The sequence below is a fragment of the Chlorobium sp. KB01 genome (genome assembly GCF_001975465.1).
Classification (GTDB): domain Bacteria; phylum Bacteroidota; class Chlorobiia; order Chlorobiales; family Chlorobiaceae; genus Chlorobium.
Window position 1 is genome coordinate 1 of record NZ_MPJE01000037.1, and the last position, 16,397, is coordinate 16,397.

Sequence of the window (16,397 nt, forward strand, 5' to 3'; positions counted from 1 at the left end):
CCGTTTTTGTACTCTAACTCAAACGTTTGAATTCTCCAATTCACGCTGAACCAAAACAGTTTACCCATTTGCGAAAGGCGCCGCTTTCAGCTATACTTTTATGACAACTGATTATTTGTTTTCAGGAGAATGTCGTTAATCAATAACTCCCGATACCATGAAAAGCTTTCTTGCTGCTGTCAAGAACGGTGAAAAGGGATTTGCGATTAAAAACTCCCTGTTTCTCCCCTTTCACTGTGAGATCATCACCATCTGGATTGGCAAGGAGATGTCGATGCTGTCAACACCCGAGCAGATTACCGATCTCTGTGAATCCGGGCTTCTTGGTATCCGCACTGGCGACTCCTATACCAATCTGGTGTTCAGGAAATGGGGTAATCTTGCCAAAGAACTGGGCCATGACAAGGGGCATATTATTCTGCAGGCGGCAGAAAAAGGGTCCGATATCTTCAACAGTGAAAATCTTCATTACATCCGTATCGGCTTTCACGATCATCAAAAAGAGCTCTCCCTGGAGATCATTGACAATCCTCTGGATCTTTAGTTTACCATAACCGGATTCCAGGGTTCGCCCTGTATGGCATGGCCAGCGTCACACTGGCTTCCAGTAAAAAATAAGTAGAGAAATAAAAATCAGCGTTACACCACCATGAAGAAACAACTGCAAGACATTATTGACCAGATCGAAGCGTGCAGGTTCAAAGCGGCTTATGATGCCCTGAAAGCGATGAGTACGGACCCATCGATTTCCGAGGAGCTTGTTGAAGTAGCTGAACTTGCAAGAATTGAAATAGGAGTAACCGAAAAACGCAAAGAGCTGGAACCGAAGGGCGGATTTTATGCGAAATGTGCGGTATTGAGACTGCAGGAAGCTCTGGGCGATACTGATGCTGCTGAACGGCTGCTGCTGCTGAAAGAGCAGATGAATCTTACCCTGGACGCGCAGGTAAACAGCAGGAACTGACACGAGGAGTATCGCATCTCCCCACTTTGGGCGCACACTGCAGCCCCCTCTTTGTTTGAGCTTGTTGCCCGGGGCTCACGCTTCCACTCCCCCATGCAAAGGGAAATAATCAAAAATAATTTGTAATTTTTACGATCAAGGATAAAACACAGAACAATTTACCCTGTCAGATGTTGACCTCTTTGTTAACCAAAAAAATCTAAATCATGAAAAAAACAGCTCTGTTTGTAACCACGGTTTTCTTCGCACTCTCTCTCTTTGCTCCGACGAAAACCTTTGCTGTAAAGAAAGATGATAAAAAGGCTCCCCCAAAAACTGAACAGGTGAAGGCCGTGAAAGCCGAATCCGCCAAACCTGCCGCCAAAGCCGCTGTCAAAGCCGCCGAAAAGCCTGTGGCCAAGCCTGTGGCCAAGCCTGCCGTCACCACTGCGGCACCAACCAAAAAAGATGGCACGCCGGACATGAGATTCAAGGCCAACAAGGAGGCTGCCAAACCTGCCGGACCGACCAAAAAGGACGGAACCCCCGACATGCGCTATAAAGCAAACCAGAAATAGATCAGGACTGCATCTAACTGCAAAAGCCATCCGGGACTCTCCTTCCGGATGGCTTTTTATTTTCAGGTCACCCCTCTACCAAGGGCAGATTTTGCGTTTTGCTCACTCCCCAAGCATTATAATCTTTTGCATTTCCTGGTTTAATAATTCATTGCCGATCCGGAAAGAGATAGATGATTCTGTTCTTTGCTTGTTCTCCATCAGCTACCCCAGCCCCGCCTGATGTCGCAAAATAAACGTAATCGAGAAAAGATGAATCCATTTCATTATATTTCACAAAATACAATTCTGATAACCAACGCCCGAAAATGCTGCTCAAGAAAGAGATTGAAGAAGCAATCAGGCTTGAAATGTTCAGGATTACTGACCATGCCTACGAAGAAGCTCTGTCAGATAATTTGACATTTAAAGAAATTATTGAGAGCGTTTTTCAGGGGGAAATAATTGAGCAATACCCGACAGACAAGCCTTATCCAAGCTGTTTGATTTTTGGCGAAAACTCACAACATGAGCCGATCCATAGTGTTTGGGCTTGTAACAGAGTAAACTCATGGGCTGTTATCATAACCGTCTATCGCCCGAATCCAAAAAGGTGGATTGATTGGAAAACAAGGAGAAAAAGTAATGATCCCGTTTGAACTGTGTCCGGTATGCGGTGGCGAAGTGATTGAAAAAGAGGTTGAAAAATTGATTCTCGGAGGCAACAACACCGCAGTTGTCAGAGTAAAAGCAGATATTTGCACCCATTGCGGTGAGAGATTATACTCTAAAGAGACAATCACCATGTTTGAGAATATCCGTTCACGCCTCGCACGAGGGGATGTGGCCGGTTTTCTGCCTATGGGTCAAACCTATAAAGTTGCAGGTTGACTCACCCACTACTTCCGGGTCTCCTGGCCTCTGTCGTAATCCGGATCACTATTCCGGTTACGAATTACGGCCATCAACAGTCACATCCCCCTTCTAAACGTAAACTCCGGCATTGCGTTCAGGATAGCTTTCGTAGACATGCTCGAACAGGGCGGAGCATTTCTGCCGGTAGATTTCCTCTGTAGTGAGCTCAAGCAAATACCTTGAAAAAAATGCGTCGGTCATTACGAAAGATCAAGGAGGAAATCTGGCGGGTCCATGAAATCCATCTTTGTTATGAACGAACCGGTGAGGTTTATGTCAAACAGATGCGTACAAGCGAATTTACAAACGAAGTTCAGCAACCATAGTTTGCCATGGTTGGGAACAAGTCCCAAACCCGCAAACATCTCCGACTGCTTCCGCAAGAAACGCGGTCACAAAGAATAAAAGCGGGAAAATACAGGGAGAGTCTCCCAAACTCACTCACGGCTTTTTGTTGACTGTTTATGAAAAACATTCAATAATCCCACTCCTCATGCCTTACGGGCAGGCGATTCAGATCATCCCGGAGAGAGCGCCATTTCGGCATAAAGTTATCCATGAGTGCAGTAAAACGCTCATTGTGGTGACGCTCAAGAAGGTGAACCATTTCATGCACAACAATGTATTCAAGGCACTCTTTCGGCTTTTTGGCAAGCTCAAGGTTTATCCATATTCTTTGTGCCTGCGGGTTGCAGGTACCCCATTTTGTTTTCATCTTCCTGACGCCAAACTCACTCACCTGCACACCTATGCGTTTCTCCCACAGGGCAATAAGCTCAGGAACAGCTAACTTCAACTGCTTTCTGTACCACTCGTCGATAAGCTCCTCTTTTTTCTCATGACAAGTTTCAGGCCGGACATACAGGAGTATGGTACTGTGCTGCATTGCAACGGCAAAAGGGGCATCCCTTTCAATGATTTTAAGCAGGTAGCGCTTACCCCAAAGATAGTGGCTCTCACGGTTCAGGTACTCCCTGGGAGTCTCACGTTCCTGTTGGCGCAGCTTACCCTGCTGTTTTTTTATCCATCCGAGCCGTGAAATGGCATAGACCCGGATGGTATCAATATTCATGTGCGAAGGCGCAGAAATACGTACCCTGCCTGTCGGCGGGTAAACACTCAGATGGATGTTCCTGATATCCTTCAGCACCACATCAACCGGAATATCCCCTATATCAACTCTGACAACCATTCAATACTCTCTTTGACGCTCAATAACGAGAAACAGCCGTTCTACTTCATCCTCATCCTGCAACACATCGAACAGGGCTTTTTTGATAACATTCTCCTTCGGTTTCACTCCACGCCAGCCATTCGGCCTTACCTGTTTGACCGTTTCGTCTATCATCATCGCAAGCTGTACTCTTGTCGCCTGCTCCCCGTTTTCTCCCCTATCACACTTCAGATTGTTATACAAGGCCCGCCGACCGGGAGTATCGAGTTGATCGGGAGTCTCTTCACCATGGCCTGATTCTACACGTTTGGCAAGTTCAGCTATTCGCTTGAGCCAGGCTTCATAATCAATGGCTTTTTGATGGCGCGACATAATGAGCTCGTCAAGCAGCGTTGACATGCGATCATAAAATGCCGGATCGTTCAGATGATCCTTGATAATCTTGCTCCGAACATTGTTCTCGATGGTTTCCGCAATCGCATCCCTGCTACTCTTGATTCCCTCAGGCAGAGTTTTGATAGCATCGGCAATACCTGATTTCACAATCAGCTCCAGTAGCGGCATATCATCAAAGGGAGAGATCTTGCGTGGCTCATCGGCTTCAATATAGGTGTCAATCAGGTGGCGCATATCGGCCTCATAGGCCTTCAGATCAATACTTTCCCCACTGGCCTTGCGGATGATTTCACGCAGCTTGAGATAGCGGTCGATATCCCGTTTGATTCGATAAACGTCAGCAGCAGAGTAGCCCGCAGAATCAAGCTCATCGGCAATACCGCCGTAGGCTCTGACAAGCATGGCCGTAGACTTGTAGAGTGCTGAACGAATCGGTTCCCGCTCTTCAAGTTCAGCCGGAATTTCACTGTTCCCGCAGAAGTAATGGATATGCTGAAGCTCCCCTTTTGGTGGCTCAACCGGCTCACACAAAAGCCAGAGCGCTTCCAGCGCACCGTCAAGCCGTTCCCGTCCTTTTTCAAGCCGGTCCTGCATCAGAATGTCACACTCTCCATCGCTGCCAGTGTGATCCAGCTCTGAAGTATACACAGTATAGACCTTTAGGGCATCATTGACCTTGTTGAAGAGATCCTTGTAATCCACGATATAACCGAACTCCTTGTCCTCTCCGTCAAGGCGGTTGGTGCGGCAGATAGCCTGAAAGAGGCCATGATCCTGCATGCTTTTATCAATGTAAAGGTACGTGCAGCTCGGTGCATCAAAGCCAGTCAGCAGTTTATCGACAACGATCAGGAGCTTCATTGTCGCAGGCTGTTCTTTGAAAAGCTTCTTGGCGCTGTCCTCGTAGCTCTCGGTTTTTGACTTGCCCGCCGCAGCTTCAACTCCCTGAAGGAGTGCCTTGTAGGTGTTGTAGATAAACTCCCTGTCGGTCTCCGTATTGGCTCCGGTATCTTCGGTTGTGATATCCCTTGTCTGGGGATTGTAGGAGGTCACCACAGCGCACTTGCCTTTAAATACCGACTTCTGAAAGAGTTCGTAATACTTGCAGGCCTCATAGATGCTCGAAGCAACGAGAATAGCGTTACCGCGATGGCTATTGAGGCGGGGTTTTACACTGAAATCAAAGACAATATCATTGACTACCCGATTCATCCGTGACCGGGAGCTGAGCACATGCTGCATGGTTCCCCACTGTTCTCGAAGGGCAGCCCTCTGCCACTCGTTCAGTCCCTTTGTTTTGGCATCGAACCATGCATCGATTTTCTCCTTCGAACCAAGCTGCTGGTCGATATCCCGCGCTTCGTAGACGAGATCAAGCACCACCCGGTCTTCAACCGCTTCGTTGAACTTGTAGGTATGAATGTAGCTCCCGAAAACTTCAAGGGTGGTTGCTGCATCTTTTTTCAGAAGTGGGGTTCCGGTAAAGCCGATAAAGACGGCATTCGGCATGAAGGCCTTCATGGTACGGTGCAACTTGCCGCTCTGAGTCCGGTGGCACTCATCAACAAAAACAAAAACATCCCCGACAGCGTGGCCTGGTTGCGACTCCAGCTCCCTGATAAATGCATCAAAATTATCAACCCCTTTCCGGCCAAACTTGTGCACCAGCGAGCAGAGCAGACGCGGAGAGGGCTGACCAAGCTGCTTCATCAGGTCACTGCCACTTGTCGTGCGCTTGATTGACTCTCCGGCATCGGTAAAGACTCCCGCAATCTGCTTGTCGAGCTCATCGCGATCAGTAACAATCACAACACGGGCAGCAGGCTTGTTCTCCAGAATCCACCGGGCAAGCAGCACCATAACAATACTCTTGCCGCTCCCCTGTGTGTGCCAGATAATGCCACCCCTGAAGGCATCAGCATATCGCTCTGCGGCCTTGACTCCGAAATACTGGTGAACCCGTGGCAGCTTCTTCACACCACCGTCGAACACAACAAAATCATGAATCAGCTCAATCAGACGGGACTTTTCGCAGATCTTCAGAAGATACTTGTCGAGTTTGAAACGGGAGTTATCCTCCTCATCCTCCTTCCATTGCAGAAAGTACTTCTCCTCCGTGCCGATAGAGCCATACTTCAGCCCCACCGAGTCGTTGCCTGCAAAAATGAGCTGCACGGTTGAAAAGAAGGGGGCTATAAACTCCGGACGTTGATTGACAAGGCTTTGACGGATGCCGTCACAAAGTGATTTGCGGCTGTTCTTCAACTCCAGCACACCAACGGCAATTCCGTTGAGGTAGAGCACAATATCGGGACGTTTGTCGTGCTGGCCGCAAACCGTCACCTCTTCGGCAATGGCAAAGTCGTTCAGCTCCGGTTGCTCGCAGTTGATGAGTTTGACGGTTTCAGTATACTCCCCGGCAGCAGCTTTTATCGACACACCATAGTGCAGCAGACGGTAGACATTCCGGTTGTTTTCGTAGAGTGTTCGGTTGGGGTTATCGGCCTCAATACGCAGTTCATGAATAGCCTTGGTAATCTGTACAGGAGTGTAGCCGCTCTTCAAAAGATAGGCTCTGAGCAGCCCCTCTTCGATGTTGCTGTTGCCCTGACGATCTCTCCAGTCGCCGAGATAGCGATAGCCAAGTTCGTCACGGAACAGGTCAATAACGCGGTTCTGCGTTTCACGCTCAGCGTTGCCGATAATGCTCAAGCAGTTACCTCCTCTAACAACGAGAGATTACTTTGCATAGTTGATATATCATTGTTCCTGTATTACTGCGTATCAGCAAGTCTTGCAACGGCTGAGGCAAACTCTTCAAAATCTTGAAGATGTGCAGTCGCAATAGCAAACACGATTACCCAGTTAATGGTCTCGTAGTTATGGACAGCGATATTACGAAACCCGACGGCTTTCTTCATGCGATCGGCCAAATCAGCACTGATTATTCCGGCTTCACAGAGAATATCGAACGTTTTTCCCATGGTGGCGGGAGGAGGAAACTCACTTCCGGCAATAATGTGTGTTCCAATGTCAACACACATTTGAACAGCACGGGTAAGGTTGAGAGCGAGAATATCCTGGGCATCCAAATCATTACCAAAAGCGGCCGCAGTTACAGGGCATTTCTCTTTGACCCTGAGAATAGAGCGACGCAAAGACTCAAGTTTCTGCTCAATTAACGGCCAATCCATGCCTCTCTCCTCTCCTTCAGAATTCTTCTCTGGTAAGGCACAAAATCCGCCTCATTGTAAAGATGTTTTAGCAGCAGTTCAGCATAGCGAGTATCACTGCCTACTATTCTTCTTCCTCCGGATATGATCTGGCCGAGCAAGGGCTCGCCTGCAGTTGCTAAATCAATCAGGTCAACAGGGCGTCCGACAACTGTTGCCAGATCTGCAATCAATGCCATTGTTTCATCAACACTGAGCGTATGGTCAGCACCGACCGCAAGATCAAGATCACTGTCATGATGAGCAGTGCCTTTAGCCAACGAACCAAACAACAGCGCAACACTAATAGCGTTGTGCCGTTCAAGAACGTGCTTTATCTGCGTATCAATACTCTCTCTCATCATGCGTTTACGGTTCGATTGCCCAACTCTCCCATACCCTTCACCTGAAAGCACACGCCTCCATGCAATGAATAATTAATCTTTTTTTACGTAAGAATATATTCATTTAAACGCTCTCCATCACAGCTTGTAACGCTGTTCTGCGTTTTACGCTCAGCATTGCCGATAATGCTCATTGCAACACCTCCCAATGGCCACGCTTGGGCAACCTTCCCGGATTGGCCCCAAAGCAGTCCCAAAATACGTTCCGACGTTTTTACCGTCTTTTCTACCGGCGTTTGTACCAGCATTTCTACGGGCATTTTTTTGGCAGTCAGCAGCTGATAAAAATGTGAATCTGTTTCATGCAGCACTATCTATGATGCTCATCTCAAGCTTTGATAAGTTTAAAGCTGATCTGGTAACGATAGAATGATATTGACGGCACAGACATAAGCGCCCAACGCATTTTTTTATCGTCTTCAAGTGCTATGATAACACCCTCAACCGTTTGGTCTGACTCCGCGATCTGTTCTTTGACGAACCCCATATACCTGAGTACCTGACCAACCACAACATCAGTAGCTCGACCCCTCTTCAACTCAACAACCAGGAGTTTCTTCCGATCTTTACTGATTGCAAGGATATCAATCGGTCCCGCATCGGTAGCGTATTGTTGCCCTACTGCTTCTCCGTCCTCCTCGAAAATCAAGAATTCCTGACTCAGATCGGTTTGATCCCAGTTAGCAACAAGGAAAGCTTCAAGATGCTTCTCCATCGCAAATGCCACAGGATCTTCAATTGTTGGATCAACAGATAAAAGAGTTAACTGAGTCGAAGCCTCCCCTATCAAACGCTCAATTTCATCACTATGGACAGAAATAGTACTTACAGTTCCTAAAGAGCCCGTTGAGTTCTGCAAGGCTTCACTCATGACTGAACGGTCTACACTCTTTTCAAACCAGCGCACCTTACGACGATGAGGCAACTCCTGTCCAGAGGCATAATAATAGTCACCCATAACCTCACCGATTCTATATGAGCCAGTGCCATCAGGACAAAGAACGATATCACCCCGCTTGATACCTTTTGATACTGTCCAAAGCGCACCGCAAGCCAAACCGGCACCTATCTTTGTTTTATCGGGTTCATTGGCAAGCAAGACAGGAATAAACTGCTTGTTGAAATCTTTCCACTCTTCGGGAAGCTTCCGACTGAGATCTTCATTAATACCAAAATCAGCACCTATGTACCCCCCTCCGAAGCATTCAGATGCGTATGCGCTTTTGCGTCCAAGCATAACTCGGTAATAATTTTTCATACCAGTCGTATTTGTCCGGTTAAGAGGTCGTGCATCATAGCGAGCTTGATCTTGCGAGCTTTTTCAAACTTTAATTCAAGCTCATCGATTTCTGCGCCCATATCCGATAGAATTGATGCAATTGCTATTTGTTCTGAAAGAGATGGGACTCCAATTTCAATTAGCATCAAATCAACGGCATGAACATGTGGCTGCGCCCCACCAGTCTGTGCATTAAAAATGACATCCTGCTTCAGCAATAACTGAGTATAAATAAACTCAATCGAATAATCATTACCTTCGCTGATTGTAGAGCAATCCGAGGCAAAGATAGAGCCATTAAATAATGCCACATAGCCCGCACTTGCGCCGGATGCACTGATCGTGATTGTCTTACCTGTTCGATTCGGTTTATTGTGAAAATATGCTGGTTTTTTACCTCCAGCAATGACGGGGATGTCTCCTGAAATTGCATTTTCCTCAGTAATTAACTGTCCTTTTGTAATCTTGACCACATCTCCAAGTCGCTTAATCTCCCACACCCCGCTGAAACCCGGCAGGCGCTTTTTGCCGGTGAGTAGCTCCTGCATCATCCCCTGTTTGATCTGGCGTTTTTTGTCAATGAGTTGCTCAAGAGAATCAATGAAAGCATCCGCATCACTCAAGGCTTCAGCAATAGCGTCTTGTTCGGTTTTGGTCGGTGGCAGAGCACATAGAATGTTGACAAGAGTTTTTTTTGTCAATTTATACCGACCTGCTCCTTGTCTTGTCAAATAAGGAGTGAGGTCTCTGTGGGAAAAGTAATAATAAAACCATGCGGTAAGATTCTTTGTACCTCTCACCAAATGAGCATGATTGTTAACATTGAACCGCCCATCAACCAGCAATGTCATAGCCTGATCTTTCCACTTTAGGAAATGATCACCGTCTTCGCCAATCAATGCGTATTCACCTTCAACTCGATATTCGTTAATATATCCCTGAACACAAGTCGGTCCGTAATAAGGATATGGGCCAACTATCTTTTCTCGAATAGTTTCACTGATTGGTAATCGAAGATTATTACAGATTTCAAATGCTTTACCAACAGTCGTAACATCCCAATCCTCGGGAATCACCCCGACCTCGGTCTGTTTATATCCGGGCTTCAGTTCCATGAGAACCCCATTCTTTCGAGATGTGCATTCACCTTTGCTTCGAGCTCGGCAACCTTGCCGGTGACTTCGGGCAGAGGCGTTTCGTAGCGTTCGGCAAGCTCCTTTACCCTGCGGGTCAGGGTCTGGCTGATGCGATCCATCTCGCCGTGTATGGCTGCGGCGATTGTTGCCAGCCATTTATCGTCAACCACAAGCGTTTTAACCTCTTCCTCGGTAGGCGCAGGATATTTGGCGTAGGCGAGCGCATCAACTTCCGACTCAGCCTCCTTGATTATTTTTTTAAGATCGCCTTCATCGCACGAAAGCTTCAGCCACTCCCTAAGGATATCCCTCTCCTCTTCTGCATCCTTATCCCCTTTGATCTCCTTCAATCGGGCCGTAACACTCGCCTTGTTCACCTTGTCAAATTCCGAGAAAACCCCCTCTTCCCCTCCATGCTCTTCTTCAAGCTCGGCAATACGGGCGGAGATGCTTTCGAGTTCAACCTCTCCCCTGGTGATAGCCTCCTGCTCACTCGAAAAGTAGCGGGCAACAATGAGCGGTTTGGGCACAAGATCACAGATCCACCCCTTGTCAACCTCCTTTCCTTTGCTGTTCTTCACCAGAACACGGGAGGTTTCAGCCTTCCATCCATCAGCGGCGATGAGATAGCAGTCATCCTGCATAATCTCCGTCCAGTAGTCCATCAGGTGCTGGTATACGTGATAGTTGTCGATCAGCGGCTTGCCGGTGTAGTGCGAGAGCAGCTCCTCGGAAAGCTCCTGAATCAGCTCTTTCGGATGAAAACCGGCCGCCAGTGTTTTAAGCCTGAGGGCGGTTCGCTCCTGCCAGAAGGCAAAGAGTGTGTTCATGCGCCCGATAAAGGCGACAAACTCCGGGTGGTTGTAGATGGTGCTTTTGATAGCTCCCTTCGGAATGGCAAGGTCAAGGTAGCCGGGACGATTCTCCTTGAACAGCGTCCGGCGAAGCTCGGGGCAGACATCCCAGTAGGGCTGAAGTGCGTCAACATCGGTAATCGGAATTCCACCGCGAAGATGGCCCTCGATATCCTGAATATCCTCAGCTTCCTGGTTGTCGATGTAACGCGGAAGGTTGAGGTTGAATCCGTTTTTCTCAATCTCCTCAATGCCAACCATCCGGGAGTATTTCGGTATCTCAAGTTCCCGGCTGAAGACATCGACAATCCTGTGGAGATCCATGTCGCGCAGGCGGTTCTTGGGGCCATCCTTCATGAAACCCGCACTGGCGTCAATCATGAAAATTCCTTTGCGGGTATGAGCATCTTTTTTATCAATGACAATAATGCAGGCAGGAATTCCCGTACCGTAGAAAAGGTTTGCCGGAAGCCCAATAACTCCTTTGATATACTTCATGATGACAAGCTTGCTGCGAATATCAGCCTCGGCATTGCCCCGGAAGAGCACACCATGCGGCAGAATGCAGGCTCCTTTGCCGGTGCTCTTGAGGGAGCGGATAATGTGCAGCAGGTAGGCATAATCACCCTGTTTGGCAGGCGGAACACCGAAATGCCGGAACCGGCCAAACGGATCATCAAACGGATCAATTCCCTTGCTCCAGCTCTTGTCGCTGAAGGGCGGATTGGCTACGACATAGTCAAAGGTCTTGAGATCACCGCTGTCAGCATCAAAAAAGAGCGGATTGGCCAGCGTATTGCCCTGTTTGATTTCGGCCGTCGGGTTGTTGTGCAAAATCATGTTCATGCGGGCAAGGCCGGAGGTGGCGGCATCCTTTTCCTGACCGTAGAGAGTAACCCTTGCCGCTGCCTCATCCCCCACCTTCAGGAGGAGAGAACCCGAGCCGCATGTTGGATCATATACCGTTGTGTTGCTGGTTGTGGGCGCATTGTGAATACCGATAATCTTTGCCATGATGCGGCTTACCTCGGCAGGAGTATAGAACTGCCCCTTGCTTTTGCCGCTCTCGGTGGCAAAGTGGCGCATCAGATACTCGTAGGCATCGCCGAGAATATCGTCGCCCTCTGCCCGGTTTTTTGAAAAGTCAAGTGCCGGATTCTCGAAAATCGCAATCAGGTTGGTCAGCGTATCGACCTTGTCCTTTCCGCTCCCAAGCTTTGTATCGTCATTGAAATCCGGCATGTCTGAGAGCTTGTTGGCACTCGCCAGCGGCCCGAGAATCTTTTTATTGATCTGGTCGCCAATATCGGTTTTCCCTTTGAGGGCAACCATATCGCTGAAACTGGCACCGAGCGGTACCGTTATTTCAGCAAACCTGACACCGGCATATTTATCACTCACATACTTCACAAAAAGCAGGACGAGGACATAGTCCTTGTACTGACTGGCATCCATACCACCACGCAGTTCGTCACAGCTTTGCCAGAGAGAGGAATAAAGTTCTGATTTCTTGAGAGCCATAGATATTTTTGGTACTTCCTCGGAGCCCGAGGGGACGTTCATGATTTACTGGAGCCCGAGGGGACGTTCATGATTTACTGTATTTGCTACCAATGTTTCGCCCCCAGAGGGGCTTGAACAGGGAGATGTTGAATTCCGATATGCTCCCTGCTTGTGCGGGACATGTCGAGTGCATGACGGGTACATGTCGGGTGCTTGCGGGGTGCTTGCAGGGCACCTTGGTCAACTTCCAGCTCAATCACTCCTCAGTTGGCTCGCTCAAGCCGTCCGGATTTTTCAACGACTTTTTTTCTTCAGATGCCAGAAGGCGTTCAACCTTCTTCACGTCTTCGGCGGGGGGCAGGGATTCCGGCCGGATACCCCGTCCAAGCAGGGTGTTCCGCACTGCCTTGTTGTTGGTGATGTGTTCAGTGGAAATTTGCCCTTCACTTTTCATCCGATGTTCTCGTGCATTGAAGATGGTAATTTCAGTGGCGAAGTCTTTGGCTTTCAGGATTATGGTTGGTGCAAAATCTGCCAGCGGCCGTTTATCCGGTACATTCCACTCGGCCTTCATTGCCTGTGTACTTTTGCCAAAAAGTGCTTGATCGCCCTTGCTCCGAATGAGAGCAAAATTCTCCGTACTTCCCGTTTGCTCGAAGATTACACCCGACAACTCTTTTTCAGTTGCGCTGAGTTTTTTTCGCGCCGAGACTCTTTCAGCTTCCAGTAAGTGCTGCTCAATGATTTCTGCGCGGCGGGTCTGAATGGCAAAATAGGTCTGAGCAAAGGCAATTTCTGACTTTTTTGGATCACCATTCTGGGCGATGAGATAGCAGGCATAGCGTGTCAGCATGATGTCATCCACCTCGCGCTGACTGCCGGAACCAAGATCGACCATTTTCCCGACATCGGCAAAATGGTCGGCGATCTTGTGGCCGGAAATTTCGCAAGCAGTTTTAGCCTTGGAAACTACGTTCAGAAAGTTGTCCCACTTACTATAGCCAAGCAAATACTTAAGATCACGGGCCAGCCAATATTCTACTCCTCCTTCGACCTTCTGGGCATGAGCCTCAAAAGTAGTCGTGAGTGTCTGGATCAGTTCGGTTTTCATGGTATATCGTATCCGTTTGCAGTGATGGGGCGGCTAAAAGAGCCGCAAACATATCAATAGAGCTTCTTCTCTCCTTTTGAAGTATAGCAAACTATTTCAGGCCATCAAAGAAAACCCCAACCGATAACACACAGGAAATACACAGCAAACCACACCAAAACCTTACAGCAGCGGTGAAAATTCATGAACTCTGAAGCAAAGCCAAGCCCGAGGGGACGTTCATGATTTTCTGTATTTGCTACCAATATTTCGCCCCCAGAGGGGCTTGAACAGGGAGATGTTGATTTCCGATCTGCTTCTTGATTGTGCGGTACATGACTGGTACATGTCGGGTGCTTGCGGAGAGTGCTGAGTCGGAGAACGATTGCTTACGAAAATTCCTGGTCGAGACGTTCCTTGAGAAACATCTTCAGAAGCGACTGATAGGGTACATCGCGCTCATTGGCAAGCACCTTGAGATGATTGAGCATCGGTTCCGGCAACCGGAGTGATATGGTTTTCATGGTTGGCTTCAGATTCGGATACAGTGCCTTTCCGGCCTTTTTCCAATCCACGAATTCAGTTGAATCATGTATTGACCAGAACTCATGCTCCTCCACTTTACTCCTGAATTCAGGAATCGCTGTTTTCCCGTTTTTCATAAATATCCTGCTCTTTTCTGAACAAGTGTTCACTGATTATTCTGTATGGAAAAATGCCTGAATTCTTCAACTGACAACTGCCCGTTGAGAAGCGGGAAAAAAGAAGATATTCAAAACAGCTTATTGCCGATACCGCAACTTCATCGGCAGAGACTATCTGATCGATTCTGCTCTGGTCAAGATTACGGGTATCCCCGTTAATCCACCAGAGCCAGATGTGAGTATCAAGAATAATCACTCGGACAATGCCCAGCTTGAAGAGGGAGCACTGCTCATGATATCGCCTTTAATAACAACCTTTCCTGCGATATCAGGATGAGGAGTTCTGCGAACGGGCACTGAAGATGTGCTCTCTGAAATAACCAGAAAAATAGCCTCTACCTGTTTGTTTGGAGGTAACTTGGGCATTTTTTTCAGGTTACCGGATAGATCGGTCTCCAATATCAAGCGTTCTGCATACATAGTAATCCCCGTTCTGTATTGTTTTGTTACCTCTCACACCCAAAACCACTCAATACCTCTGCATATCTGCTATTCGTGAAAATATACATCAGCAGAGGTTGCCGACAAAACAGGAACTTTGAAATCAATTGCCGGATTCTCACCATGTTTGAGACTATCCGCTCACGTCTCACCAGAGGAGATGTGGCCGGTTGATTCCCCTCTACTTCCGAGCCTTCAAGAGTCACATTCCCCCTCTGAGCCCGACGGGTCGATTAAAAGAGGGCTGGGCACTTATTTCATCGTCTCACGCCGAACTCTTGAGGTAGCAGTTAACGGCAAATGCAGACATGAGTACTGCGAAGGCGGTGAGGATCAGAGAGAGAAAAAGTGTTGTGTTTATCGGAATTAAGTATGTAAATTGAAAATAAAAGATTCAATTTACATACTTAATAACATGAAATATCTTAGGCGATTGATAACATCAGAGGTTGAAGAGGGGCTCAAACACTCCCCTGTTACCGCAGTCACCGGGCCACGGCAGTGCGGCAAATCGACACTGACGAGGCATCTTCTCACCTATGATCGTCCTTTCCTCTATCTCGATCTTGAAAAGCCTTCCGACCTGCGAAAACTTGAAGAGCCGGAATGGTTTTTTATCTCCCAGAAAGAGAAGCTGATCTGCATTGATGAGGTGCAGCGAAAACCCGATCTCTTTCCACTTATCCGCAGCATGGTGGATGAGTGGGGTGAGAACGGCCATTTTCTGATTCTCGGCTCAGCCTCCCGTGATCTCCTCCGACAGAGTTCGGAATCACTTGCCGGACGCATTACCTACAAGCAGTTGACCCCTTTTTTGTGGGAGGAGGTCAAGGATCATCTCTCCTATGAGCACTATCTCACGGCTGGCGGGTTTCCGCGCAGTCTGCTGCAAAAAATACCGGAGCTCTCATATCAGTGGCGTGAAGATTTTATTGCAACCTTCCTTGAGCGCGATCTGCTTCAATGGCGCGGGTTTTCGCCACAAACCATGAGGAGATTATGGCTGATGCTGGCCCACAACAACGGGCAAACGGTGAACCTCTCGACGATCGGCGGATCACTCGGAATCAGCCATACAACCGTGAGAAATTACCTTGACCTGTTGCAGGATACATTTATGGTGCATATTCTGCCGCCGTTCATCTCCAATAGCAGAAAACGCGTCGTCAAAACACCCAAAGTCTATATTTCTGACACCGGAATCATCACTGCCCTGCTTGGCTTGAGCGATTTCAACCAGGTTGTTGGCCATCCGGTTGTCGGATCATTATGGGAGAGCCTGGTGATCAGCAACCTCAAAGGGATGTTTCCGCGTGCAAATCTCTCATTTTACAGAACCTCCAACGGAACAGAAATCGACATCCTGCTCCAGCTTTCAGGAAAAACAATTGCTATTGAGTGCAAGTCTTCCGTGGCGCCTGTGCTTTCAAGAGGAAGTTATTCTGCAATAGAGGATATTGCGCCAATGCACACGTTTGTTGTCGCCCCCCTGTCACAAAGCTACCAGATAAAACCAGGAATAAGCGTTGTGACTCTATCAGATCTGTTCAAGGGAATCGAGAAGTGTATTAATCAGCCTGACAACTCAATGTTTGACCACCAGGTTGCGCTAACTTCATGACCAGAAGGAGGAGTGAAGCAAAGCCAAGCCCGAGGGGACGTTCACGTTCATGATTTTCTGTATTTGTCACCAATATTTCGCCTTCAAAGGGGCCTGAACAGGGTGATGTTGAATTCCGATATGCTCCCTGCTTGTGCGGTACATGTCGGGTGCATGTGCGGCGCATAT

Annotated in this window: 19 protein-coding genes; 6 read left to right on the top strand and 13 right to left on the bottom strand. The window is 48.1% G+C overall.

All coding sequences use genetic code 11. The features are described 5' to 3' along the window. Window positions 1-157 precede the first annotated feature (157 nt). The 5 genes from BOO20_RS03875 to BOO20_RS03895 all read left to right on the top strand — a co-directional run bounded on the left by BOO20_RS03875 (window position 158) and on the right by BOO20_RS03895 (window position 2,391). Window positions 158-544, top strand: coding sequence for a hypothetical protein (locus tag BOO20_RS03875; protein ID WP_076790741.1), 387 nt, complete (start codon window positions 158-160; stop codon window positions 542-544). A 105-nt stretch (window positions 545-649) separates the two neighbouring features. Beyond that, the gene (locus BOO20_RS03880; RefSeq protein WP_076790742.1) at window positions 650-964 is read left to right on the top strand and encodes a hypothetical protein; all 315 of its coding nucleotides are present in this window, start codon (window positions 650-652) and stop codon (window positions 962-964) included. Between the two features lie 206 nt (window positions 965-1,170). Then, window positions 1,171-1,521, top strand: a complete 351-nt coding sequence (locus BOO20_RS03885; RefSeq protein WP_076790743.1) for a hypothetical protein — start codon at window positions 1,171-1,173, stop codon at window positions 1,519-1,521. 308 nt (window positions 1,522-1,829) lie between these two features. After that, the gene (locus BOO20_RS03890; protein ID WP_198935413.1) at window positions 1,830-2,159 is read left to right on the top strand and encodes a DUF4258 domain-containing protein; all 330 of its coding nucleotides are present in this window, start codon (window positions 1,830-1,832) and stop codon (window positions 2,157-2,159) included. Further along, window positions 2,146-2,391, top strand: a complete 246-nt coding sequence (locus BOO20_RS03895) for a YgiT-type zinc finger protein (RefSeq protein WP_076790745.1) — start codon at window positions 2,146-2,148, stop codon at window positions 2,389-2,391. Before BOO20_RS03890 ends, BOO20_RS03895 begins: the two co-directional genes overlap by 14 nt. A 93-nt stretch (window positions 2,392-2,484) precedes the next feature. Here BOO20_RS03895 and BOO20_RS13245 read toward each other — a convergent pair whose 3' ends face one another. The 13 genes from BOO20_RS13245 to BOO20_RS03955 all read right to left on the bottom strand — a co-directional run bounded on the left by BOO20_RS13245 (window position 2,485) and on the right by BOO20_RS03955 (window position 14,533). Then, window positions 2,485-2,616: a hypothetical protein gene (locus BOO20_RS13245; RefSeq protein WP_255372197.1), complete on the bottom strand. Its 132-nt coding sequence runs from the start codon at window positions 2,614-2,616 to the stop codon at window positions 2,485-2,487. 274 nt (window positions 2,617-2,890) lie between these two features. Next, window positions 2,891-3,607 carry a M48 family metallopeptidase gene (locus BOO20_RS03900; RefSeq protein ID WP_076790746.1) on the bottom strand — a complete coding sequence of 239 codons (717 nt, stop codon included), beginning with the start codon at window positions 3,605-3,607 and terminating at the stop codon, window positions 2,891-2,893. After that, window positions 3,608-6,697: a type I restriction endonuclease subunit R gene (locus BOO20_RS03905; protein ID WP_076790747.1), complete on the bottom strand. Its 3,090-nt coding sequence runs from the start codon at window positions 6,695-6,697 to the stop codon at window positions 3,608-3,610. Between the two features lie 62 nt (window positions 6,698-6,759). Continuing rightward, window positions 6,760-7,179: a DUF86 domain-containing protein gene (locus tag BOO20_RS03910; RefSeq protein WP_076790751.1), complete on the bottom strand. Its 420-nt coding sequence runs from the start codon at window positions 7,177-7,179 to the stop codon at window positions 6,760-6,762. Beyond that, window positions 7,164-7,562 carry a nucleotidyltransferase domain-containing protein gene (locus BOO20_RS03915; RefSeq protein ID WP_006367291.1) on the bottom strand — a complete coding sequence of 133 codons (399 nt, stop codon included), beginning with the start codon at window positions 7,560-7,562 and terminating at the stop codon, window positions 7,164-7,166. Before BOO20_RS03915 ends, BOO20_RS03910 begins: the two co-directional genes overlap by 16 nt. An 83-nt stretch (window positions 7,563-7,645) precedes the next feature. Next, entirely contained in the window at window positions 7,646-7,912 is a 267-nt protein-coding gene (locus BOO20_RS03920; RefSeq protein ID WP_076790754.1) for a hypothetical protein, read from the bottom strand. Window positions 7,913-7,929: 17 nt separating this feature from the next. Then, complete coding sequence (locus BOO20_RS03925; protein WP_076790755.1) at window positions 7,930-8,859, bottom strand: endonuclease NucS domain-containing protein; 930 nt, start codon at window positions 8,857-8,859, stop codon at window positions 7,930-7,932. Next, on the bottom strand, window positions 8,856-9,995 hold the full coding sequence (locus tag BOO20_RS03930; protein WP_076790757.1) for a restriction endonuclease subunit S: 1,140 nt from the start codon (window positions 9,993-9,995) through the stop codon (window positions 8,856-8,858). The genes BOO20_RS03925 and BOO20_RS03930 overlap by 4 nt, the downstream gene beginning before the upstream one ends. Further along, entirely contained in the window at window positions 9,986-12,391 is a 2,406-nt protein-coding gene (locus tag BOO20_RS03935) for a class I SAM-dependent DNA methyltransferase (protein WP_076790759.1), read from the bottom strand. Before BOO20_RS03935 ends, BOO20_RS03930 begins: the two co-directional genes overlap by 10 nt. A 238-nt stretch (window positions 12,392-12,629) precedes the next feature. Further along, window positions 12,630-13,484: a DNA damage-inducible protein D gene (gene dinD / locus BOO20_RS03940; RefSeq protein ID WP_076790760.1), complete on the bottom strand. Its 855-nt coding sequence runs from the start codon at window positions 13,482-13,484 to the stop codon at window positions 12,630-12,632. 368 nt (window positions 13,485-13,852) lie between these two features. Beyond that, window positions 13,853-14,125: a BrnA antitoxin family protein gene (locus BOO20_RS03945; RefSeq protein WP_076790761.1), complete on the bottom strand. Its 273-nt coding sequence runs from the start codon at window positions 14,123-14,125 to the stop codon at window positions 13,853-13,855. Then, entirely contained in the window at window positions 14,097-14,363 is a 267-nt protein-coding gene (locus tag BOO20_RS13050) for a hypothetical protein (protein WP_233120870.1), read from the bottom strand. Before BOO20_RS13050 ends, BOO20_RS03945 begins: the two co-directional genes overlap by 29 nt. Further along, a complete protein-coding gene (locus BOO20_RS03955) occupies window positions 14,360-14,533 on the bottom strand; it encodes a hypothetical protein (protein WP_233120871.1) in 174 nt (57 codons plus the stop codon). Before BOO20_RS03955 ends, BOO20_RS13050 begins: the two co-directional genes overlap by 4 nt. Before the next feature lie 490 nt (window positions 14,534-15,023). On the opposite strand from BOO20_RS03955, the gene BOO20_RS03960 reads away from it, so the two are divergent. Further along, the gene (locus BOO20_RS03960; RefSeq protein WP_076790765.1) at window positions 15,024-16,229 is read left to right on the top strand and encodes an ATP-binding protein; all 1,206 of its coding nucleotides are present in this window, start codon (window positions 15,024-15,026) and stop codon (window positions 16,227-16,229) included. The last annotated feature ends 168 nt before the right edge of the window (window positions 16,230-16,397 follow it).

Excerpts from the sequence above, each read along its gene's own strand:
- BOO20_RS03875 (WP_076790741.1), top strand. The coding sequence starts at position 158 with ATGAAAAGCTTTCTTGCTGCTGTCAAGAACGGTGAAAAGGGATTTGCG.
- BOO20_RS03880 (WP_076790742.1), top strand. The coding sequence starts at position 650 with ATGAAGAAACAACTGCAAGACATTATTGACCAGATCGAAGCGTGCAGG.
- BOO20_RS03885 (WP_076790743.1), top strand. The coding sequence starts at position 1,171 with ATGAAAAAAACAGCTCTGTTTGTAACCACGGTTTTCTTCGCACTCTCT.
- BOO20_RS03890 (WP_198935413.1), top strand. The coding sequence starts at position 1,830 with ATGCTGCTCAAGAAAGAGATTGAAGAAGCAATCAGGCTTGAAATGTTC.
- BOO20_RS03895 (WP_076790745.1), top strand. The coding sequence starts at position 2,146 with ATGATCCCGTTTGAACTGTGTCCGGTATGCGGTGGCGAAGTGATTGAA.
- BOO20_RS13245 (WP_255372197.1), bottom strand. The coding sequence starts at position 2,616 with ATGACCGACGCATTTTTTTCAAGGTATTTGCTTGAGCTCACTACAGAG.
- BOO20_RS03900 (WP_076790746.1), bottom strand. The coding sequence starts at position 3,607 with ATGGTTGTCAGAGTTGATATAGGGGATATTCCGGTTGATGTGGTGCTG.
- BOO20_RS03910 (WP_076790751.1), bottom strand. The coding sequence starts at position 7,179 with ATGGATTGGCCGTTAATTGAGCAGAAACTTGAGTCTTTGCGTCGCTCT.
- BOO20_RS03915 (WP_006367291.1), bottom strand. The coding sequence starts at position 7,562 with ATGATGAGAGAGAGTATTGATACGCAGATAAAGCACGTTCTTGAACGG.
- BOO20_RS03925 (WP_076790755.1), bottom strand. The coding sequence starts at position 8,859 with ATGAAAAATTATTACCGAGTTATGCTTGGACGCAAAAGCGCATACGCA.
- BOO20_RS03930 (WP_076790757.1), bottom strand. The coding sequence starts at position 9,995 with ATGGAACTGAAGCCCGGATATAAACAGACCGAGGTCGGGGTGATTCCC.
- BOO20_RS03935 (WP_076790759.1), bottom strand. The coding sequence starts at position 12,391 with ATGGCTCTCAAGAAATCAGAACTTTATTCCTCTCTCTGGCAAAGCTGT.
- dinD (WP_076790760.1), bottom strand. The coding sequence starts at position 13,484 with ATGAAAACCGAACTGATCCAGACACTCACGACTACTTTTGAGGCTCAT.
- BOO20_RS03945 (WP_076790761.1), bottom strand. The coding sequence starts at position 14,125 with ATGAAAAACGGGAAAACAGCGATTCCTGAATTCAGGAGTAAAGTGGAG.
- BOO20_RS03955 (WP_233120871.1), bottom strand. The coding sequence starts at position 14,533 with ATGCCCAAGTTACCTCCAAACAAACAGGTAGAGGCTATTTTTCTGGTT.
- BOO20_RS03960 (WP_076790765.1), top strand. The coding sequence starts at position 15,024 with ATGAAATATCTTAGGCGATTGATAACATCAGAGGTTGAAGAGGGGCTC.